Below are 21,614 nucleotides of genomic sequence, written 5' to 3'. Positions count from 1 at the left end.
CGATGACAGGCAAGTCCAAGAGTAGGATGCGCGCCGGGGCTTACGCTTCATCGGCCGGTGCCGCGCTGCTGCTCGCCGCCTGTCTCGGCGTCGAGGTCGCAGAGGCGCAGGCGATCATGCGCACGCCGACGATCAGCGTGCCCTCGCGCACGCCGACCATCTCTCCAAACGTCGCCGCACGCGTGAACCCGGGCGTCGCTGCGCGCGTGGTCGCGGTCGACCGCAGTCCGCGTGCGATTGCGACGCCGCGGCTCTCGGCGCGGATAGGGCCGACCCCGGTGATGCCCTATGCCCGCTACTCCCCGAACCTCTATCCCGCCTGCTCCGCACCCTATCGCGACGCCGACGGCGAGTGCCTGGGGCAGCCGAACGCGGGCGGCGAGGGGACTGGCAAGTCGGGCAAGAAGACCGCCGCCAAGGGGCGCGGCAACAATACGCCGGTGGCTGCGAACCTGCGCAGCTTCGCAGGCGAATTCGTCGCCGAGATCGACGGTGCGCTGACGCCGACCGAAGCCGACGAGCTGGCGCGCCGCCATGGCCTTGCGCGCGTTTCCTCCGAAAACTTCCCGCTGATCGGCGCGACGTTCGGCCTGTTCCGCATCACCGATGGCCGCCCGTTCGAGACGGTGCGGCGCGAGTTCGCCGCGGACGGCAGCGTGCGCTCGGTGCAGCCGAACTTCCGCTACGTGCTTCAGGACCAGAAGCCGGCGACGCCGACCGAAGGCGATCCTGCGCAATATGCCCTGGCAAAGCTCCGCCTGCCGCAGGCGCATACGCTGGTGCATGGCGCCAACGTGACCATTGCCGTGATCGATTCCGGCATCGACGCAAGGCATCCCGAGCTCGCCAATTCCATCGCCGACAATTTCGATGCGCTCGGCAGCGCCGAGGGCCCGCACATCCACGGCACCGGCATTGCCGGCGCCATCGTGGCGCACGCCAAGCTGATGGGCAGCGCGCCCGAGGCGCGCATCATCGCGATCCGCGCCTTCGGCGGCACCGGCGGCGGTGCGGAGAGCTCGTCCTACATCATCCTGCGCTCGCTGAACTACGCCGCCGAGCACGGCGCGCAGATCGTCAATATGAGCTTTGCCGGCCCGAAGGACGCGGTGATCGAGCGCGCCATTGCCGCGACCGCCGCGCGCGGCCTCGTGCTGATCGCGGCCGCCGGCAATGCCGGCGCGAAATCACCGCCGCTCTATCCCGCCGCCAATCCCAACGTGATCGCGGTCAGCGCCACCGACCAGCAGGACAAGCTGTTCTCCGCGTCCAACCGCGGCAATTACATCGCGCTGGCGGCGCCCGGCGTCGACATCTTCCTGCCGGCGCCCGACGGCAAATACCAGATGACGTCGGGCACCTCGTTCTCGGCGGCCTATGTCTCCGGCGTCGCGGCGCTGCTGCTCGAACGCAACTACACGCTGAAGCCGGAAGCGCTGCGCATGACGCTTGCGAAGACCGCGCGTGACCTTGGTTCACCCGGACGTGATGATCTGTTCGGCGACGGCGAGGCCGATGCGTTTGCCGCGGTTACCGCTGTTCCCGCCGACAACGCGACGCCGGTTGCGGCGGCGTCCGGTACAACAAAACGTGAAGATGCGCAGCCACGTCGCGATGAGCCGGGCATTCGCGCGATCGAGCAGCCCTCGCTGTCGAGCGCGGCCGATAAAGCCACGGTTTCTCAGGCGGATAGGCCGGCGACGCGATAGTGGCTGCGACAACATTGCGCGCCCGCCAAAGGTTAAAAAATCGAACACCGGATTGAACGTTCAGCCAGCTGCCACGACCAAAATATGTGGGAGCGGTCATCCCTCCCCATCAGTCATATCAGGCGCGAGCGCCCATCCACCCCAAGCGCCCATATGGCTCGACCCGTCCGGTTGTCCCCCCGGACGGGTCTTTTCTTTTTGGGGGTCTGTTTCTTTGAGGCGTCGGATCCATTCAGCTTGCGGTTGAAGGACGGCGCGTGCGTTCATCTCGTCGGCCGACCGGCACGCCGCAACGCCGTCATGCTTGTGCGAAGCTTGACTCGAAATCACAGCAATTCTCCGCACGACTACGGACTTTCATGACGAACGGCGTGTCGTTGCTGGACAAGTCAAAACTTTTCCACAAAATATTCATGTCGCGTCTAAATTGATTCGTGTGCGTTGCGTCGCGTCCGTATTTTTCTCATGACGGGCTGGTTCATGACACATCGCCAAAGCGCGGCCGCCGGCCGCGAGATCGCGGCACGCTGGTGCACTCTCGCCGAGCAGCGGCTGGAGCACCTCTCCGAAATGTTCGAGACCGGACGCTGGCGTCGCTACCACTCCGAGATCGCATTCCTCGAAAACATCCAGGAAGCCAAACTCGCCGTCCAGACCTGGCGCGCGCTCGCAACCGGTGGTGACGTTGCCGCGGCGGCTGCGAGCGTCTCGCCCGCCTTCGGCTGGTCGCCGGCGACCATGCCCCGCGTGTTTCCGCGCGAGCAAGCGGCGCAGACCATGCAGCCCAAGCCTTTGCAGCCCAAGCCTTTGCAGCACAAGCCGCTGCAGCCCAAGGCCGTCCACATCGCGCCTGAGACCGCCGCGCCGGTCAGGCTCGCGCCCAAGCCGGACGTTCTCCCCGAAGTCACCGAAGCCCCGCTCGTACCGCAGGCTCCTGTCTCGCCGCGCGTGGCGGCTGCCAAGTTCGCATCATTCACCGCGCCTGCCGAGGTGCCGCCGCTCAAGGCACCCGCTGCGAGGGCGCCGCTCTCCGCACCTGCCGTGAAGTCACCGGTGGCCACGCCCGCCGCTTTGGCGCCGTTCATCGCCCCCCCTGTGAAGCCGCCGGTCGCGGCGCTCGCGGCCCTGCCGCCGCGTGCTGCCCCTGCCGTGAAGGCGCCGCTGGCCCAGCCTGCCGCAATGGCCGCGCTCCTGCCGCAGTTCGCCCCGCCCGCCGCCGAAATCGTCGCAGCCCCCGAGCGCGTCGTCGAGTTCACCTTCAGCCTCGACGGCCTGCAAGCGAAATACCCGCTGCTGCGGAACGCGTTCTAGCGCAAAGGTTCAAGAGAACCGCCGCGTCCCCCAACTCCGTCATCCTGAGGTGCGAGACACGTGGCGCAAGGCGCCACGTGGGGAGCCTCGAAGGATGAACGGCCCGTCTGCCAACCGCGCGCCTACCGCCTCACAGCGTTCCCGCCGATCACCACCTGCGCGAACCGCTGCGCGCCGTCGGCTGACAGGTCCGACGTCACCGCGCGGGCATGGTCGAGGCCGACCACGGCGCCGCGCGGGGTTTCCGAGATCATGTTGTTGTTGACGAGCGCGGTGCCGGCGCCCGGCACCACGGAGACGCCGACGCCGGCCAGCGCCCTGCGGATCACATTGCCTGATATCGCGACGTCGCGCAGATATTTGCCCCAGCCGGCGACGATGCCGTAGGACGGCGCGTTCTCGATCACGTTGCCGGTCACCGATGAATCCGCCTCGATGTAGATGCCGACGCCGGCGTCGTCATCCGGCGCGGTGCCGATCGGCCGCTTCGGGATCAGGTTGCGAATGATGTTGCCCTGGACCACCGCGATGCGGCCGCCCTCGTTGAAATTGCAGACAGAGACGCCGACGGCCGCGCCATCCACGGTATTGTTGGCGATCACGGCCGCCTCGAACGCGAACTCGGAATAGAGCGCGACCTCGCGCACGTCGCTGACGCTGTTGCCGGTTATGTGGATGTTGGAAGCCGAATTGCCGCGCACCGCCGAGTAGTCGCAGTTCTTGATGCGGTTGCCGCGCACGATCACATTGCCGGCGCGGAAGGCGTTGATGGCGTTGCCGTACTGGCCGGAGCCGCCGGGCCCGGCCTTGATGTCTTCGATGCGGTTATCAGCGACCAGCGTGCCGTCATCGCCGATCGCGGTGCGCAGGATCTCGATGCCGTTGTCATTGGTGCCGAGGATCGTGTTGCGGGAGACGCTGAGGCCCCGCGCGTCGAACGAGACCACCGCGGTCACGGCGATGCTGGTGAAGATGTTGCCGGAGATGTCGCCGGAGACCTGCTCGAGCCAGATGCCGCTGCCTCCTGAGGCGGTGATCTCGCAATCGGTGATACGGACGTCGCGCGCGCCAAGGACGTGGATCAGCCCGCGTCGCGTCGGCAGCGGAATGCTGCCGCCGTCGAAGGTGATGCCGGTGAGCCCGATGGAATCGGAGCCGCCGCTCTGGATCGCCGATGCGCCGCCGGTGAAGACGAGCTTGGTCGCGCCGCGCACTCCGATCAGTTGCGCGCCGTTCGGCAAGCGCAGCAGCCCGGTGCGATAGACGCCCGGCGGCAGCGCCAGCGGCATCTGCGCCCGCGCGGCCTCATCGATGGCGCGCTGGAGCGCGCGCGTCTGATCCTCGCTGCTGCCAGGCCGCACGCCGTATTGCGTAGCATCGCGGCCGAGCAGGGAGGTCAGCGGCGCCGCGCGCGCGGCGTCGGCCGGCATGGCGAGCGCACCGGCGATGCCGGCGGTGGAAGCTCCGATGAGATGGCGGCGATTGAGGTCCATGACGCGTCCTCCGGCGGACGCGGGGGTCCGCAGCGGTTAGGTAGCGCAGGGCGGCGCGAACCGTGGGGATTGTTCGCGGTAGGGTTAAATGTTTACGCAAGATGAGGTGCCGTAGGGTGGGCAAAGCGCAGCGTGCCCACGACTTGATGGCAGACGGAACGAGATGGTGGGCACGGCGCTTCGCGCCTTTGCCCACCCTACGAAGCCGGTGTGTTCCGCTGCTTCCGGGCCAATCCCACCAATTCCATCAACATCGCTTCCCCCGCATCCACCAGCTCCTCCAGCGTGATCCTCGGCGCGCCCTTGCGGCGTACGGCGCCACTGCGCGCCAGCAGCGGGATATGGATGAACGCCGCAAGCCCGGGCCCACCGGCCTTCACGTTCTCAATCGCGCGCCAGCTCAGGTAATTGCAGAGATAGGCGCCGGCATCGCGTGACGCACGGGCGTCGATGCCGGTGAGGCGCGCGGCGCGCAGCAGCCTTGCAGTGTGCGGGCCGAACATCATCGCGTCGGCATGGCCGGCGATGCCACGCTTGCTGGAGCGGGTGTTGGCGGCATCGGGCCAGAGCATGGTGACGGCGTTGCGCGCGCGGGTCTCGATGCGCAAATAGGGCGTGCGCGCGGCGAGGCCGAACATCAGCAGCGCGTCCGGCTTTTCCCTTGCGAGCACCTCCGGCAATTGCCGGTCGACCGCGACGTAGGTGACCGGGAAGATGTGGCTCGCGATCGCGACATCGTCGAGCGCCGGCCGGCGCAGCTGCGTCAGTCGTGCCACCAGCGGCTGGGTCGGGTTATAGGGCGCGCCGGGAAACGATCCGAAGCCGGTCAGGAGAATGCGCAGCTTCTCGCTCATTGCAGCAACTCCAAGATCTGCTCGGCGGCGAGCGCCGGCGTGAGATGGCCATCGGCGACTTCAGCCTCGATTTTCCGGACCTTCGTGCGCACGGACGCCTCGCTGCGCAGCCGTGCCAGCATGCGCTGCTCCAGCATCGACCACATCCACTTCACCTGCTGGTCGCGCCGCCGCGCCGCGAAATCGCCGGACGCATTCATCGCCTTGCGGTGATCCAGGACCTTCTGCCAGAGCTCGGCGATGCCGGTACCGGCCAGCGCCGAATAGGTGACGACGGGCGGATGCCAATGCTCGGACCGGGGGCTTAGAATATGCAGCGCGCCGCGATAGTCGGCGGCGGTGATGTTGGCGCGCTTGAGGTTGTCGCCGTCGGCCTTGTTGATGGCGATCATGTCGGCGAGCTCGACCAGGCCCTTCTTGATGCCCTGCAACTCGTCGCCGCCGCCGGGCAGCATCAGGGCCAGGAAGAAATCGGTCATGTCGCAGACCGCGGTCTCGGACTGGCCGATGCCGACCGTTTCGACCAGCACGACACCGAAGCCGGCCGCCTCGCACAGCAGCATCGCCTCGCGCGTCTTGGCCGCGACGCCGCCGAGCGTGCCCGAGGATGGCGAGGGACGGATGAAGGCATTGTCTGACGCCGACAGCCGCGCCATCCGCGTCTTGTCGCCGAGGATCGAGCCGCCGCTGCGCGCCGAGGACGGGTCGACCGCGAGCACTGCGACCTTGTGGCCCTGCTCGATGAGATAGGTCCCCAGCGCATCGATGGTAGTGGACTTGCCGACGCCCGGCGATCCCGTAATGCCGACGCGGAACGCCTTGCCGGTGTCGGGCAGCAGCATCTGCACCAGCTCGCGCGCCAGCGCCTGATGATCGCCGCGCCGGCTTTCCACCAGTGTGATCGCCCGCGCCAGCGCCGCGCGGCTGCCGGCGCGCAGGTCGCGGGCGAGGGATTTGATGTCGAGCGAGGCCTTCTTCTCAGTCATGCCCTGCTTTACAACGCCCCGCCGGGGCAGGCGAGGGCCGCCCGCCCGATATCACCGGGTCGTTGCCGCCGCCGTCTGCATCGGTTTCACCTTGCGCCACACCCACACCATCACCGGCCACAGCAGCGCGCCGATCGCCATGGCGGCGAGGATGGCGGCGACCGGCCGTTCGAAGAACGGCAGGATGCTGCCGTCGGACTTGATCAGCGAGGTCACGAAGGCCTGCTCGACCATGGTGCCCATGACGATGCCGAGCACCATGGCGGCGACGGGATAGCCGTTAGCCTCCATGACATAGCCGATCACGCCGAAGGCGGCGACGGTGACGACGCCGAACATGTTGTTGCCGATCGCGAACGAGCCGACTGCGCAGCACAGCATGATGATCGGCATCACGGTCGAGCGCGGCGCCAGCAGGATGTAGGCAGCGACACGGATCATCGCGATGCCGAGCGGGATCATCAGGATGTTCGCGATGATGAACATGAGGTAGATCGCGTACATGCTCGACGCCTTCTCGGTGAACAGCGTCGGACCCGGATTGAGGCCCTTCATGTAGAGCACGCCGATCGCGATCGCGGCGATGGTGTCGCCGGGGATGCCGAACAGCAGCGAGGGCACCCAGCCCGACGCGATGCTGGCATTGTTGCTGGCGCCGGCCTCGACCAGGCCCTCGACATGGCCGGTGCCGAATTTCTCCTTCTCCTTGGAGAAGCGCTTCGACATCGCGTAGGAGACCCACGCCGCCATGTCGGCGCCGGCGCCGGGCAGCACGCCGATGATGATGCCGACGATGTTCCCGCGCGTCATCTGCCAATGGTACTTCTTGGTCAGCTTCCACTGCCCGGCCATGATGCTTCCGAATTTGCGCCGCGGCAGCGGCGGCGGCTCGGGCGTCAGCATCGCGCGCATCACCTGCGCCACCGCGAACACGCCGACCAGCGCCGGGATCGGCTCGATGCCGCCGAACAGGTCGGTGATGCCGAAGGTGAAGCGCGGGACGCCGCCGGGATTCTCGATGCCGATGCAGGAGACGAGCAGGCCGAGGAACATGCCGGCGATCGCCTTCACCGGTGAGGAGCGCGCGACCAGCGTGGCGCACATCAGGCCGAGCAGCGCCAGCCAGAAATATTCGAAGGTCGAAAACGACAGCGCGATCTCGGCGAGCGGCGGCGCCAGGATCATCAGCGACAGCACGCCGGCGATGCCGCCGACGGCGGAGAACCAGACGCCGGCCCCGAGCGCGAGCTCGGCTTGGCCCTTGCGCGTCATGGCATAGGCCTCGTCGGCATAGGCGGCGGACGCCGGCGTGCCGGGAATGCGCAAGAGCGCGCCGGGGATGTCGCCGGAGAAGATCGCCATCGAGGAGGCCGCGACGATGGTCGCGATCGCCGCGATCGGCGACAGATAGAAGGTGACGGGCACGAGCAGGGCGGTCGCCATCGTCGCCGACAGGCCGGGCAGCGAGCCGATCACCAGCCCGTACACGGAGGCGGCGAACATCGCGATGATGACCTCCCAGGTGGAGATCAGCGCGAGAGCATCAATCAGGGTCTTGAGCATGGGATCACCAGGGCGTCGGCAACAGGCCGGCGGGAAGCGGCACGCGCAGCAGCTTGCCGAAGATGAGGTGGATGGCGAAGGGCGACAGTGCTGCGAGCGGCAACGCCAGCTTCCACTTCGCGCCGAGCGCGGTGGAGGTGACGTAGACCATGATCGCCGCGGTGATGATGAAGCCGAGCCGGTCGGCGGCGAAGACGTAGAACAGCAGCAGCGCCGGCGGCAGCAGGGCGCGCAGGCCATAGAGCTTGCTCTGGGGCGGCGGCGCGGCCGCCTGTCCGTCCTCGAGCGGGACAAGCTCTTCCTCCTCCTCGAAGGAATGGCCGATGCCGAACACGATCGCGAGCCCGCACAGTGCGAGGCCGGTGCCGATCACGAGCGGAAACACGTTGGGGCCGACCGGCTGCCCCGGCACCGGTGGCAGGATGTAGCCGCCATAGGCTGCAGCCGCGCCGAGCACGACGAGAAACGATCCCGTGACGGAGTCGGGAAGACGCATGAGAGGAGTCCTATGAGGTTTCTTCTCCCTCTCCCCGTTCTTACGGGGAGAGGGTCGGGGTGAGGGGACTTTCCGCGCGGACGGTGAGAGTTGGATTCGCGGAGACTCCCCCTCACCCGAATTCGAGCAAAGCTCGAATTCGACCTCTCCCCGCAAGCGGGGAGAGGTGAGCAATCACGCCTTGCTCAGGCCGGCCGCCTTCATGGCTTCGCCCATCTGGGCATCGCCCTTGTCCATGAAGCCAGCGAACTGGCCGGCATCGCCCCACACCGTGCCGAAGCCGCGATTGCTCATGAAGTCCTTGAACTCGGCGGACTCGTAGACCTTCTTCAGGGCTGCGGTCAGCTTGGTTGCGATCTCCGGCGGCAGGTTCTTCGGCGCGCCGATGCCGCGCCAGGCGCCGGTCGCGTAGTCGATGCCCATCGCCTCCTTCAGCGTCGGCACGTCCTTGAAGATCGGGTTGCGCGCCGGCGCCATGATGGCGAGGCTCCTGGCCTTGCCAGCCTCGATGATGGCGCGCGCCTCCGGCACCGAGCAGGTGGTGAGGTCGAGGCCGCCGGCGGCAAGGTCCTGCATCGCGGGAGCTGCGCCGTTCGACGGCACCCAGGCGACCTGGTTGGCGGGCAGGCCCATCGCCTGCATCCAGCCGACCAGCGCCAGGTGCCAGATGCCGCCCTGGCCGGTGCCCGACGCCTTGAACTTGCCGGGAGGCGCCGCCTTGATCGCCTCGGCGAGCTCTTTCACCGTCTTGTAGGGCGAGGAGGACGATACCTGGATGCCCGGCGGGTCCTCGTTCATCAGCGCCAGCGGGGTGTAGCTCCGGGGCGTCAGATCGGTAAGGCCCTGCCAGTGCATCATCGAGATTTCGACCGTGAGCATGCCGATGGTGTAGCCGTCGGGCTGCGCAGTCGCGATCGCGCTATGGCCAACCACGCCGGAGCCGCCGGTGCGGTTGACCACGTTGAAGGGCTGGCCGAGGTCCTTTTCCAGCAGCGCTGCGACGATGCGCGCGGTTGCGTCCGTGCCGCCGCCCGCGCCCCAGGGCACGATGACGGTGACCGGCCGTGCCGGATAGGCTTGCGCCAGTGCGGGCTTGAAGCCGAAAGCGGCGGATGCCGCGACTGCGGCGCTTGAAGCCGCAAAGGTGCGGCGCGTTATCTTGGACATGAATGCCTCCCAGCGGCGCCCGTAAACTCGGGCGCTCTTGTCAATGACGGCATTCTAGTCGGCTTTGCGGCGCCGCCGCAAGGTAGCGCTACCAGCGCGTTGTGAGCAACGTGGCGCTGCTCAAAACATGCTCACTGCGGCTCCTCCGCGTCGCCCTTCGGCCGCTCGCCGCCGAAAATACGGGTGCCCTCCGTGGTGAGATACGGCTTCAGGGTCTCCCACGGCACGAATGCGACATATTCGCCTTCGGCGTAGGGGCCGACCGCATAGGGCGGATAATGGAAGGTGAGCCCGGAGCTCATGCCCGCCTCGGTTGAAGGGGCGAGCGTCACCGCGCCGATCTTGAGCAGGCTCGGCTCCACGCTCTTGAACCATTCGTCGGTCGCGGTCTCGCTGGTGTCGCGCTTCTTCTTCTCGACTTTGAGCGAGGCGATGATGGCCTTCACCATCGCCTTCATGGTCGGTCCCTTGTCGGCGGTCTCGGTGAAGAAGGGACGGATCGAGATGCGCTTGCCCTCGGCCTTGTCCCACAGGATCGTGTTCACGTCCGAGTTGGGATGGGCGCCGTGAGTGTCCATGTAGTCGTTGCGCAGCAGGCTGACATAACGATCGGCAACGATCGAGCGGATCGCATATTTGCGCTCGAAATCCCAGCCGCCATTCCTGAAGAATTGCGGATCCTCCTTGCGCGACGCGGCAGCTTCCGCTGCGCTCTTGTCGAGCCACTTCCTACCTTCGGCGAGGCAATCCGCCGCCAGCGCAGCATCGGTCTTGATCTTGTCGTCGAGGAAAACGCGGGCGTCGATGCTCTTGTTCTTGACGACAGCGTCGGGCTTTGGGTCGGCGGCGAGGGCGGATATCACGCACGTTGCGCTAAGCGCCACGGCGACGCTCAAACGGATCATGAAGTTCAAGGATTGTGCTCCCTAACTGAGCGTCAAAATACTTCGAGGAAGTCGTCGGCTATCTGGCGCGCAAAGTGGGGAGAGATGGAGCGCCGGACGGTTGCCTGCGCCTGCAAGCCGGTCGCCTCCTCGATGATCTGCTCGACATCGATCAGGTTGAGTAGCGAGAAAGCGACCGCCGGTTCAATCTCGACCAGGACGTCGATGTCGCTGTCCGGCAAATACTCATCGCGAGCCCGCGAGCCGAAGATGCCAAGCTTCGACACGCCCTTGCCTTTGATGGCATCAGCGTTCCTGCGTATCGCGGCGACGATTTCGTCTCGTGTCATGGACACAACCTGGCCGGTTACCCGGCCAGTCTATCATCTACGCCGCCGCCTCGCTATGCCCGAGCCGGGCATTCAGCTTGCGGATCAGCTCCTCGGCCGCATCCGCGATGACGGTGCCGGGCGGGAAGATCGCTTCCGCGCCGGCGGCATAGAGCGCATCGTAATCCTGCGGCGGCACCACGCCGCCGACGATGATCATGATGTCGTCGCGGCCCTGCTTCTTCAGCGCGGCCTTGAGCTCCGGCACGGCGGTGAGGTGTGCTGCGGCGAGCGAGGAGACGCCGAGGATGTGGACGTCGTTCTCGACCGCTTGCCGCGCGGCCTCGTCGGCGGTGGCAAACAGCGGCCCGATGTCGACGTCGAAGCCGATGTCGGCGAAGGCCGACGCGATCACCTTCTGGCCGCGGTCATGGCCGTCCTGGCCGATCTTGGCGACCAGGATGCGCGGGCGGCGGCCTTCGGCCTCCTCGAACGCATCGATCAGCGCCTGAACCTTCTCGACCTGGTTGCCCATGCTGGACGCCTCCCGCTTGTAGACGCCAGTGATGGATTTGATCTCGGCGCGGTGGCGGCCGAACACCTTTTCCATCGCGTCCGAAATTTCGCCGACGGTTGCCTTGGCGCGCGCGGCGTCGATCGCGAGCGCGAGCAGATTGCCGTTGCCTTCGCCGGCCGAACGCGTCAGCGCCGCGAGCGCGGCATCGACGTCCTTCTGGTTGCGCTCGGATTTCAGCCGCGTCAGCTTGTCGATCTGCAAGCGCCGGACATTGGTGTTGTCGACCTTGAGGATCTCGATGCTGTCCTCGTCGGTCGGCTTGTACTTGTTGACGCCGATCACGGCCTGCTTGCCGGCGTCGATCCGGGCCTGCGTCTTGGCCGAGGCCTCCTCGATGCGCAGTTTTGGTACGCCGGCTTCGATAGCTTTCGCCATGCCGCCGAGTTCCTCGACCTCCTGGATGTGGCTCCAGGCTTTCGCGGCGAGATCGCGCGTGAGCCGCTCGACATAATAAGAGCCGCCCCAGGGATCGATGATGCGGGTGGTGCCGCTCTCCTGCTGCAAAAACAGCTGGGTGTTGCGGGCGATGCGTGCCGAGAAATCGGTCGGCAGCGCCAGCGCTTCGTCGAGCGCGTTGGTGTGCAGCGATTGGGTGTGGCCTTGGGTCGCCGCCATCGCCTCCACCGTCGTGCGCATCACGTTGTTGAAGACGTCCTGCGCGGTCAGCGACCAGCCCGAGGTCTGGCTGTGCGTGCGCAGCGACAGCGAGCGCGGGTCCTTCGGATTGAACGGTTTCAGCAGCTTCGCCCAGAGCAGGCGTGCGGCGCGCAGCTTGGCGACTTCCATGAAGAAGTTCATGCCGATCGCCCAGAAGAACGACAGTCGCGGCGCGAAACGGTCGACGTCGAGACCCGCGGCAAGGCCGGCGCGTAGATATTCGACGCCGTCGGCGAGCGTATAGGCGAGCTCGAGGTCCTGCGTCGCGCCAGCCTCCTGCATGTGATAGCCGGAGATCGAGATCGAGTTGTACTTCGGCATCCTCGTCGAGGTGTAGGCGAAGATGTCCGAGATGATCCGCATCGAGGGCGCGGGCGGATAGATATAGGTGTTGCGCACCATGAACTCTTTCAGAATGTCATTCTGAATCGTCCCTGAGAGCTTCTCCGGCGGCACGCCCTGTTCCGCGGCGGCCGCAACATAGAGCGCGAGGATCGGCAGCACCGCGCCGTTCATGGTCATGGACACGCTCATCTGGTCGAGCGGAATCCCTGCAAACAGCGTGCGCATGTCGTAGATGGAATCGATGGCCACACCGGCCATGCCGACGTCGCCGCCAACGCGCGGATGATCAGAGTCATAGCCGCGATGGGTGGCAAGATCGAAGGCGACCGAAAGGCCCTTTTGGCCTGCCGCGAGATTGCGGCGGTAGAACGCGTTGGAATCCTCCGCCGTGGAGAACCCGGCATATTGCCTGACGGTCCAGGGCTGGTTGACATACATGGTCGGGTAGGGCCCGCGCAGATAGGGCGCGATACCGGGATAGGTCTCGAGGAAATCGAGCCCGGCGAGATCCGCCTCGCCATAAGCGGGCTTCACCAGAATGCCCTCGGGCGTCAGCCACGGCTCGGCAGTGCCTGACGGCGCCGCGGTGGCGGCGCGCTCGAAGGCAACATCAGCGAAATTGGGAATGCGGCTCATGGTTCAACCATATCCTCAATCATGATCCGGATGCTGATGGCTGACGATGGTCGCCATCTTCTCCGGTCCGTAGTTCTGCTGCGTGGTCTGGCTCGGCAGGTTGGCGATGCCCACCACCCAGCCGAGCCGGGATTCGGTGCCATATTGCCGTGTCGGCACCACGTGGTCCGGCCGGTCGAAGGCGCCAGTCATGATCTCGATGCGCGGGCCATCGACGCGGCGGAAGCTCAGGGGCGTGCCGCAGGCGGCACAAAAGTCGCGCATCGCGATCGACGAGGATTGGAAAGCCGATGGCGTGCCCTTGGTCCAGGCAAAGTCCGTCTTCTCGATGTCGGCGAAGGAGGCAAACGGCGCGCCGCTGGCCTTCTGGCACATCCGGCAGTGGCAGATCGAAATCTTGTTTGGCGTCGCTGTCAGCGCAAAGCGCACGGCGCCGCACTGGCAGCCGCCGGTGAGAACTGGTTTGCCTGCTTCGGTCATGCCTGCTCCATCCGTCGATAGGCGTCCTGCAGCGTGGCAAGCGCGTCGGCCCCGGCAAAGATGAAGCCGGTGACGCCGGCAGCCCGCAGCGCCCCCTCGGTATCAGTCGGGCGGCCTGCGAGATACATATGTCTGCTGCCAGACGTTTGCAGGGCCTTCGCGACGGCTTCGGCGTGTTCCGCATAGACCTTGTCGCTGGAACAAAGGCAGGCGAGCTCGGCGCCGGAAGCCTTGAAGGCGGCGGCCAGCCTGGCTGGATCGGCAAAACCCTCGCTGTCGAGGGCCTCGATGCCGCCGGCTTCGAAGAAGCTCTTGGCGAAGGTCGCACGCGCCGTGAAATCGGCGGGCGTGCCGAGATTGGCCAGAAACACCTTTGGCCGCGCGCCGCGCGCCTTCAGCGCCGCATCGGATTTGTCGCGCAGCGCCTCGAACGGCTCCGCCAGCCGGATCGGCGGCAGAGGATCGAACTTGTGTTTCTGCTCGCCGTAGGGCGCGAGCGCAACCGGCGTTGCCTTCAGCACCGCGGTCTCGCTCTCATGCAGGTTCGGAAACTCGCTGGCGCCGGTCAGCACGTCGCGGCGCTTTGCGATGTTGGCATCGCGCGCCTTTCGCGCGGCCGCCACCTTGCTCTGGAACAGGCCCTGCTGAAGCGCGGCGAAGGCGCCGCCGGCTTTCTCGCTCTCTTGGAACAGCGCCCAGGCTGCGTCGCAGAGCTGCGCGGTCAGCGTCTCGATGCCGCCGGCGCCCGCGGCGGGATCGCTGACCTTGGCGAGATTGCTTTCCTCCAGCAGCAGGAGCTGCGTATTGCGCGCCACCCGCCGCGCGAACGGATCGGGCAGGCCGAGCGCCAGCGTGTGCGGCAGCACCGTGATCGCATTGGCGCCGGCGAGGCCAGCCGCGAATGTCGCGATGGTCGCGCGCAGCATGTTCACATAGGGGTCGCGCTGCGTCAGCATGCGCCAGGCCGTATCGGCGGCGATGAACAGCGGCTTTGGCGTCAATCCGCACGCCGTCTCGATGCGCGCCCACAACAGCCGCAGCGCGCGGAATTTGGCCATGGTCAGGAACTGGTCGGCATCCGCGGCAAGCCGCGCATAGACCATGCCTTGCGCCTGCTCGAGCGGAATGCCGGCGCCTTCGATCGCGCGTAAGTAAGCGATACCGCAGGCGAGCACGAAGGCGAGCTCCTGCACCTCGGAGCCGCCGGCATCGTGGATCACGCGTCCGTCGGCGGATGCGAACGGCCCCTTGAAGCCGAGCGCGGCGAGGCCCTTGATCGCGCCGGTGACGGCGGGAACGATCTCGTCCCAGGTATAAGGACTATGGCCCCAGACCGCGCCGGCCGCGAGCGGATCGAGTCCGAAGCGGATGTTGCAGGCGGCGGGATCGAGGCCGTTGCTCTTGACATATTCCGCGACATGGATCGCGGCCATCCGCGATTGCGGTCCGATCTCGAGCTCGATGCCGATGTCGGCATCGAGATGAATGTCCTTCAATATTTTTGCGATCGCCTCGGCCGAAGGTTCCAGGCCGAAACCGTGAGCGCCATTGGCGCCGGCGAACACCAGTGCGAGCCCCGTCGCGCCATTCTCCAGATCGGTCAGTGCTTGCGCATTCGCGAGCGCCGCATCGGGATGGTCGATCCGCTGCACGATCTGCCACGGTGCCGCCGCAGGCCGCCCCACCACCGGTGCGACGCCTTTGGCACGCGGATAGAGCGGGTCGATCTTGAGGCCGTCATAGGTCTTGCCGACCAGCTTCTCGAACGGCGCGCCCTTCAGCACGCCATCGACCAGCTTGCGCCAGTCTTCGACGGTCGCCTTGGGAAAATCGGCCGCCAGCGGCAGGTCGTCGGTCACGGAGGTCATACGGCCAAGGGCTCCCAAACGGCTTGTTATTCGCAGGCGAAATTGCCACGCCGAACCGTCCCTGCAAACGGTTGTTTTTGGTTAACCGGTATCCGGAAGCCGCTCAATGCCTTGCGTCGAGACGCTGGCAAGCCCGTCACGCACACGAATGCCTGCGATGACGCGATCGGGTGCGATTTCGGCCAGCGGCACCAGCACGAAAGCGCGCTCGAACAGGCGCGGATGCGGCAAGGTCAGATCGGGCTTCTGCAGGGAAACATCGTCATAGGCGATCATGTCGAGATCGAGCGTACGCGGGCCCCAGCGCCGGTCTTTCTCCCGCGTGCGGCCGAACTTCTGCTCGACCTTCTGCATCACGAACAGCAGCGCGTGCGGATCGAGATCGGTCTCGATCTCGACACAGGCATTGATGAAGGGATCCTGGTCCTCATCGCCCCAGGGCGGCGTCGCGTAGTCCGCGGAGCGCGCGATCATTGCGGCCTGTGCCATGCCGCAGATGTGCGAGATCGCCTTTTTGAATGTCGCGCGGACATCGCCGACATTGCCGCCGAGTGCGATCAGCACGCTCGCCATGTCAGGGGTGCCGCGAGCGCGTCAGCATGATGCCGACGTCGTCGAAGATCGCGGCGATCGGCGCATGCGGCTTGTGCACGGTGATCTTGACCGCACGGATGCGCGGGAAGTGCGACAGGATGGCATCGGCGACCGCGCCGGCGGCCCCTTCCAGCAGCTTGTAATTGGTGTTCTTGAACGCCGCCGTCGTGGTCGCCACGATTTCGGCGTAGGAGACCGTATCGGCGAGCCGGTCGGTGCGCGCAGGCTCCGACAGGTCGGTATAGAGCTCGAGGTCGATGACGAAACGCTGGCCGACCTCGGTCTCGTGATCCATCACGCCGTGGCGGGCATGGATCGACAGGCCGGTGACGAAGATCGTGTCGGTCATTGCTTGCTCTCGATTGCGTTGGCGACGCGCAGGGCCTGCAGGGTCTCGGCGACGTCATGGGTCCGGATGATCTTCGCGCCCTTTTGCGCGGCGATGAGATGCGCGGCGATCGAGCCGGCGAGCCGTTCTTTCGGCTCCGACGGCGACACCGAGGCGATGAAGCGTTTGCGCGAGGCGCCGACCAGAATTGGCAGGCCGAACATGTCGAGCTCGCGTAAGCGCGCCAGCGCCGTCATGCTCTGCTCGGCGGTCTTGCCAAAGCCGATGCCGGGATCGAGCACGATTTTTTCGCGCGCGATGCCGGCCTTTGCGGCGATGTCGAGCGAGCGCAGGAAGAACGCCTTCATGTCCGTGACGATGTCGATGGCGGGATCGACGCTGTCGCGGTTGTGCATGACGATGACGGGGACGCCTCTTGCGGCGATCAGCGGCGCCATGCCGGCATCGCGTTGCAGGCCCCAGACGTCGTTGGCGATCGCTGCGCCCTTATCGAGCGCGAAGGCGACGACCTCGGCCTTCATGCTGTCGATCGACACCGGCACGCCGAGCGCGACGACGCCCGCCAGCACCGGCTTCAGCCGGGCCAGCTCGTCCTCGGCCGTGACGGCCTTCGCGCCCTTGTAGGGCCGGGTGGATTCGGCACCGATATCGATGATGTCGACGCCATCGGCGATCATCGCCCGTGCCCGCTCCAGCGCCTGCTCGGGCGCGATGAACTCGCCGCCGTCGGAGAAGGAATCCGGGGTGACGTTGAGCACGCCCATCACCGCCGGAATGGGCCGGCCCACGAGCGTCCGCAGCGCATCAAGCCCGGCCGAGCCGGCCGGCGGGACGGATGGGGAGGGCGAGGCATTCATGCCGGTGGCTTTAGCGGCCGGGGAGGGGGAGTCAAGACGGGATTGGCGCCAGCGCGCCCTCTGTGACCGTCACACTGAGGCGCTCGCCTCTTCGGCCAGCCTCGAAGGGCGACGGCCCGGCTCTCTCCATGTGGCAGCCAGCGTGGCCGCTCATCTTCGAGGCTCCCGGCGCGATGCTTTGCATCGCGCCACTCGCACCTCAGGATGACGGAGAGAGTAAGCAGGCTAGTACGTGATCTTCGGCGGCAGCTTCTTGGCCTTGGCGATGATGTCGCCGACCGATTTCTCGGAAGGAAGGATGCGGACGAGCTTCTTCCTCTCGTTCGCCTCGCGCATGCTCTGCGCAAGCCTTGCCGGATTGCGATAGGCGAGCTCGCGCACCGTGGTGACGCCGGCGGCACGGACGAGGCCCACCTTGGCACGCCCCATGCCGGGGATGCGCATGTAATCGGAGACGTTGGCCCATTCCAGCAGCAGCTGCTCGCTGATGCCGGTCTTGGCGGAGAGCGCCTTGCGGCCCTTCACAGTCGAGGCCGCCTCGAGTAGCGCGTCGGTCGTGCGGATGCCCTGCGCCTTCAGCTTGGTGGCGGCAAAAGCAGGCAGGCCCTCAATCTCGGAAATCGGATATGTCATGATATTCGATATGAAAAAAGCGTCGCTCAGGCGAACTGGCTGAGGCCTGGCGTCCCCGCAATGATCTTGCCCATCTGATCCGCTCCGATTTTGTCTCGGCCGTAGCGGAAAAGTTCACGGGCGACATTTTGAATCTCGGACATGCCAAGTCCGAGGCTCATCAGGCGCGTGCCGACCGCCATCAGGCCACCGCCCATCAGCCGCGACAGTCCGCCGCTGCTCCTGGATGCCTCGATCGCGGCTTCCGCGCCGGGAATCTGATCGATCAGGGCTTGCACACTGTCGGAAGGACCCTCGTTACGGAGGAAGCCCAGGATAATGCCCACGGTCTTTTCAGCCATAGCACTATCTATGCTGGCGTTTGTCGCCAGCCGCCCGATCAGCTCGTCCATTAGACCCGCCCCTCAACCGGTTGCACGCCGGAGTATTACTTTCGAAAATGATCTTGAGCCGGTGTGGTGTGAATTACAAGCGATGAACGCATGAGACGTTCCGATTCACTCTCGAAGGCGCGAAAAGTGTTGCAACGGTGCAAGAGCGAAGACGGAAACAGCGAAAAAATGCCGCGGTGCGAACGCACCGTTCCTACTTTTGGCTGATGCCGCCGGTATGTTTCCGGCTATGTCGCATGCGCGGGGCCCGTTGAACGGTTTCAATCGGCGCGCGACATGCGTTAAACTACGGAACAGGTTCGCTCAGTTTCAATACGCGAAACTCGGCAGAGAGATCAGAGAGAATAATGACGGCACAGGACAGCAAGCTCGGCGACACCGACGACAAGATCTTCGTCGGCAAGGGAGACGAGCAGGCATGGCTGACGCTGGCGCTCGCCAATCGCCACGGCCTCGTCACCGGCGCGACCGGAACCGGAAAGACGGTGACGCTGCAGGTCATGGCGGAAGGATTTGCGCGCGCCGGTGTTCCGGTGTTCGCGGCCGACATCAAGGGCGATCTCTCCGGCATCTCCGAGGTCGGCGAGGCCAAGGACTTCATCGTCAAGCGCGCCACCGAGATGGGGCTGACGTTCCAGCCTGACCAATTCTCGACGGTGTTCTGGGACGTGTTCGGCGAGCAGGGCCATCCGGTGCGCGCGACCGTCACGGAAATGGGGCCGCTGCTGCTGGCGCGCATGCTCGACCTGAACGACGTGCAGGAAGGCGTGCTCAACGTCGCCTTCCGCGTCGCCGACGACGCCGGCCTCACCCTCATCGACATGAAGGATCTGCGCGCGCTGCTCGACGCGATCGTGCCGGATGCCGGCAAGAAAAGCGCCGATGCCGAGGAAAGCCCGCTCGCCGACATCAAGAAGGCGGCGCAGGGTTTTGGCAACGTCACCAAGGCCACGGTCGGCACCATTCAGCGCCAGCTGCTGGTGCTGGAGAACCAGGGCGCCACCAAATTCTTCGGCGAGCCCGCGCTGACGCTGAAAGATTTCATGAAGACCGACCGCGACGGCCGCGGCATGGTCAACATCCTCGTTGCCGACAAGCTGCTCCAGTCTCCACGGCTTTACGCGACATTCCTGCTGTGGATGCTGTCGGAGCTGTTCGAGGAGCTGCCTGAAGCGGGCGACCTTCCGAAGCCGAAACTGGTGTTCTTCTTTGACGAGGCGCATCTGCTCTTCAACGACGCGCCGAAGGCGCTGTTGGACAAGATCGAGCAGGTGGTGCGCCTGATCCGCTCCAAGGGCGTCGGCGTCTACTTCGTGACGCAGAACCCGATCGACGTGCCCGACCGCGTGCTGGGACAGCTCGGCAACCGGGTGCAGCATGCGCTGCGCGCGTTCACCCCGCGCGACCAGAAAGCGGTCATCGCTGCGGCCCAGACCTTCCGGCCCAACCCCAAGCTCGACACCGCCAAGGTGATCATGGAGCTCGGCAAGGGCGAGGCGTTGGTGTCCTTCCTCGAAGGCAATGGCACACCGGCGATGGTCGAGCGCGTGATGATCCGGCCGCCGTCGGCCCGCATCGGGCCGATCACTCCGGAAGAGCGCAAGGCGATCATGGATGCAAGTCCAGTGAAGGGCAAATACGACACCGCCGTCGATGCCGAGTCGGCGTATGAGATGATCCAGAAGCGCATCGCCGGCACTGCGGCGACCGCCGATGCCGGCGCGGCCGGCGGAGGCGGCGGTATCCTCGGCCAGATCGGCTCGATCGTCGGCACCATCTTCGGCACCAATGTCAAGCGCGGCCGCCTGTCGACGGGACAGGTCATTGCGCGCGACGTGACGCGATCGGTGACCAACCAGGTGATCGGCGGCATGGCGGCCAATATCGGCAAATCGGTCGCCGGCCAGCTTGGCGGCTCCATCGGCCGCACGCTGGTCCGCGGCGCGCTCGGCGGGCTGCTGCGCCGCTAGGCAGACAAGCTGGGTTTGAGGCGGGCTCGTCAAGCCCATCACCACCATAATTTCAGGTGAGGGGGCTCTCCAAGCCTGCCCCAGTCTGCTACGCCCTATCCCTTTGCCGAACTGGACCACACCGTGACCTCGACCGACCCGCTACCCAAGCCTGATCTGCCGCGACGCCTGTCGCTGCGCGCGCCGCTGGATCTGTTGTTCCTGCTCTGCTGCTTCATCCTGACGGCCGACGTCCTCGGTCCCGAGTTCTTCGGCCACAACGGCAAGACCAAGGATTATGCGCTCTGGTATTGGGCCGGGCAGCAGGTGCTGCACGGCGCGCCGCTCTATCCCAGCGACGTCCATCACCAGTTCGATTTCATCTATCCGCCGCTGTCCGCGATCTTGCTCGCGATCCCGAGCTGGTTCGGCAAGATCGCGCTCTACACCGTGCTGTCCATCCTGAACGCGCTGGCGTGGTGGTACACCGGGACCCTCTCCAACGTCATGACTGGATCGGGCCACAAGGCTGGCCCCTGGCTGGAGGCGCTGCCGGTCATCGTCACCGTGACCTTTACGTTCGACATGTTCGACCTCGGCCAGCCGAACCTCGTCCTGCTCGCGATGATGCTGTGGGGCTTCTGGAACTTGCAGCATCAGCGTCCCTGGCTCGCCGGCTTCATGTTCGCGCTCGCCACCGCCATCAAGGTGTTTCCGATCGCGGTGCTGCCTTATCTGGTCTGGCGGCGGAAATGGGTGGCCGTCGGCGCCATGGTCGCCTTCACCGGCATCCTTCTTTACGTCGTGCCGGCGCCGATCCGCGGCTTCGAGCGCAACGCGGCCGAGCTTGCGACCTGGTATCAGGGCATGGTCGGCTCGAGTTCGGAAAAGGGCTTTGGCCAGCGCGACGAGCAGAACTGGTCGTGGGTCAACCAGTCCATCATTGCGGTGACGCATCGCCTGGTCCGGCCGATCAACTACAATCAGGAGGATCCCAACAAGCCGCCGCGCACGATGAATGTCATCGACGTCGACTACAAGACGGCGAACTGGATCGTGCTTGCGGTGTCGGCTCTGCTCGGGCTCGGCTTCCTCGCGGTGATGCCACGGCAAGCGCGGCGAACGGCGCGATCGGATGCCGAGGAGCTCGGCATCCTGTTCTGCCTGATGACGATCGCCTCGCCTCTGGCGCGGCAATACTACTTCATGTGGCTGTTCTTCCCGATGACGGTGCTGATGCATCGCGCCGCCTTCGACGAACGGGCGAATGTGCGGCTGGGAACCTGGCTTGCGCTGGCCGCTGCCGGCATCCTCATGCTGCTGGCGCTGCCCTGGTTTCCCAACGTGATCCAGGCCTGGGGCAACAATCTTGCCGCCACCGGCATTCTCGCCGGCAGCCTTGCATGGCACCTCCGCCATCCGCCGGTTGCGGCTGGCTCTGGCGCTGTGCCGGAGTTAAAAGCCAAGCCATCTTGAAGAGCCATC

At 65.9% G+C, this 21,614-nt stretch carries 20 protein-coding genes; 4 read left to right on the top strand and 16 right to left on the bottom strand.

What is annotated here, in order from left to right:
• Positions 1-2 precede the first annotated feature (2 nt).
• Together BRAGE_RS0123515 and BRAGE_RS0123510 are read left to right on the top strand one after the other, a co-directional pair.
• Positions 3-1,709 carry a S8 family serine peptidase gene (locus tag BRAGE_RS0123515; RefSeq protein ID WP_027558737.1) on the top strand — a complete coding sequence of 569 codons (1,707 nt, stop codon included), beginning with the start codon at positions 3-5 and terminating at the stop codon, positions 1,707-1,709.
• 480 nt (positions 1,710-2,189) lie between these two features.
• Positions 2,190-3,020 (top strand): TIGR03809 family protein, encoded by an 831-nt coding sequence (locus BRAGE_RS0123510; RefSeq protein WP_027558738.1) that lies wholly within the window; start codon positions 2,190-2,192, stop codon positions 3,018-3,020.
• Positions 3,021-3,142: 122 nt separating this feature from the next.
• On the opposite strand, the gene BRAGE_RS0123505 is transcribed toward BRAGE_RS0123510, so the two are convergent.
• The 16 genes from BRAGE_RS0123505 to BRAGE_RS0123430 all read right to left on the bottom strand — a co-directional run bounded on the left by BRAGE_RS0123505 (position 3,143) and on the right by BRAGE_RS0123430 (position 18,180).
• Entirely contained in the window at positions 3,143-4,513 is a 1,371-nt protein-coding gene (locus BRAGE_RS0123505; RefSeq protein ID WP_027558739.1) for a TIGR03808 family TAT-translocated repetitive protein, read from the bottom strand.
• Between the two features lie 197 nt (positions 4,514-4,710).
• On the bottom strand, positions 4,711-5,367 hold the full coding sequence (locus BRAGE_RS0123500; protein ID WP_027558740.1) for a pyroglutamyl-peptidase I: 657 nt from the start codon (positions 5,365-5,367) through the stop codon (positions 4,711-4,713).
• Positions 5,364-6,353: a methylmalonyl Co-A mutase-associated GTPase MeaB gene (gene meaB, locus BRAGE_RS0123495; protein WP_027558741.1), complete on the bottom strand. Its 990-nt coding sequence runs from the start codon at positions 6,351-6,353 to the stop codon at positions 5,364-5,366. Before meaB ends, BRAGE_RS0123500 begins: the two co-directional genes overlap by 4 nt.
• Positions 6,354-6,404: 51 nt before the next feature.
• Positions 6,405-7,916, bottom strand: coding sequence for a tripartite tricarboxylate transporter permease (locus tag BRAGE_RS0123490; RefSeq protein ID WP_027558742.1), 1,512 nt, complete (start codon positions 7,914-7,916; stop codon positions 6,405-6,407).
• A gap of 4 nt (positions 7,917-7,920) precedes the next feature.
• Positions 7,921-8,412, bottom strand: a complete 492-nt coding sequence (locus BRAGE_RS0123485) for a tripartite tricarboxylate transporter TctB family protein (RefSeq protein ID WP_027558743.1) — start codon at positions 8,410-8,412, stop codon at positions 7,921-7,923.
• A gap of 174 nt (positions 8,413-8,586) precedes the next feature.
• Positions 8,587-9,579 (bottom strand): tripartite tricarboxylate transporter substrate binding protein, encoded by a 993-nt coding sequence (locus BRAGE_RS0123480; RefSeq protein WP_027558744.1) that lies wholly within the window; start codon positions 9,577-9,579, stop codon positions 8,587-8,589.
• Positions 9,580-9,710: 131 nt separating this feature from the next.
• On the bottom strand, positions 9,711-10,484 hold the full coding sequence (locus BRAGE_RS0123475) for an RsiV family protein (protein ID WP_027558745.1): 774 nt from the start codon (positions 10,482-10,484) through the stop codon (positions 9,711-9,713).
• 32 nt (positions 10,485-10,516) lie between these two features.
• Positions 10,517-10,750, bottom strand: coding sequence for a nucleotidyltransferase family protein (locus BRAGE_RS0123470; RefSeq protein WP_231164310.1), 234 nt, complete (start codon positions 10,748-10,750; stop codon positions 10,517-10,519).
• Positions 10,751-10,850: 100 nt separating this feature from the next.
• Complete coding sequence (gene scpA / locus BRAGE_RS0123465; protein ID WP_027558747.1) at positions 10,851-13,007, bottom strand: methylmalonyl-CoA mutase; 2,157 nt, start codon at positions 13,005-13,007, stop codon at positions 10,851-10,853.
• Positions 13,008-13,022: 15 nt separating this feature from the next.
• The gene (locus BRAGE_RS0123460) at positions 13,023-13,487 is read right to left on the bottom strand and encodes a GFA family protein (protein ID WP_027558748.1); all 465 of its coding nucleotides are present in this window, start codon (positions 13,485-13,487) and stop codon (positions 13,023-13,025) included.
• Positions 13,484-15,355 (bottom strand): methylmalonyl-CoA mutase family protein, encoded by a 1,872-nt coding sequence (locus tag BRAGE_RS0123455; protein WP_027558749.1) that lies wholly within the window; start codon positions 15,353-15,355, stop codon positions 13,484-13,486. Before BRAGE_RS0123455 ends, BRAGE_RS0123460 begins: the two co-directional genes overlap by 4 nt.
• A gap of 81 nt (positions 15,356-15,436) precedes the next feature.
• Positions 15,437-15,928 (bottom strand): 2-amino-4-hydroxy-6-hydroxymethyldihydropteridine diphosphokinase, encoded by a 492-nt coding sequence (folK, locus tag BRAGE_RS0123450; RefSeq protein ID WP_027558750.1) that lies wholly within the window; start codon positions 15,926-15,928, stop codon positions 15,437-15,439.
• A gap of 1 nt (position 15,929) precedes the next feature.
• Positions 15,930-16,298 carry a dihydroneopterin aldolase gene (gene folB, locus BRAGE_RS0123445; RefSeq protein ID WP_027558751.1) on the bottom strand — a complete coding sequence of 123 codons (369 nt, stop codon included), beginning with the start codon at positions 16,296-16,298 and terminating at the stop codon, positions 15,930-15,932.
• Positions 16,295-17,155: a dihydropteroate synthase gene (gene folP / locus BRAGE_RS0123440; RefSeq protein ID WP_027558752.1), complete on the bottom strand. Its 861-nt coding sequence runs from the start codon at positions 17,153-17,155 to the stop codon at positions 16,295-16,297. Before folP ends, folB begins: the two co-directional genes overlap by 4 nt.
• 225 nt (positions 17,156-17,380) lie before the next feature.
• Positions 17,381-17,788 (bottom strand): DUF4332 domain-containing protein, encoded by a 408-nt coding sequence (locus tag BRAGE_RS0123435; RefSeq protein WP_027558753.1) that lies wholly within the window; start codon positions 17,786-17,788, stop codon positions 17,381-17,383.
• A gap of 26 nt (positions 17,789-17,814) precedes the next feature.
• Positions 17,815-18,180, bottom strand: a complete 366-nt coding sequence (locus BRAGE_RS0123430) for a hypothetical protein (protein WP_027558754.1) — start codon at positions 18,178-18,180, stop codon at positions 17,815-17,817.
• A 347-nt stretch (positions 18,181-18,527) separates the two neighbouring features.
• Here BRAGE_RS0123430 and BRAGE_RS0123425 point away from each other — a divergent pair, with 347 nt between their 5' ends.
• Positions 18,528-20,150: a helicase HerA-like domain-containing protein gene (locus BRAGE_RS0123425; protein ID WP_027558755.1), complete on the top strand. Its 1,623-nt coding sequence runs from the start codon at positions 18,528-18,530 to the stop codon at positions 20,148-20,150.
• Between the two features lie 123 nt (positions 20,151-20,273).
• On the top strand, positions 20,274-21,605 hold the full coding sequence (locus BRAGE_RS0123420) for a glycosyltransferase family 87 protein (RefSeq protein WP_027558756.1): 1,332 nt from the start codon (positions 20,274-20,276) through the stop codon (positions 21,603-21,605).
• Positions 21,606-21,614: the final 9 nt, after the last annotated feature.

Origin of the sequence: Bradyrhizobium genosp. SA-4 str. CB756, from assembly GCF_000473125.1 — a bacterium.
Lineage (GTDB): Bacteria > Pseudomonadota > Alphaproteobacteria > Rhizobiales > Xanthobacteraceae > Bradyrhizobium > Bradyrhizobium arachidis.
Note: the sequence above shows the minus strand (reverse complement) of the source record. Positions and strands in the feature narration are given on the sequence as shown.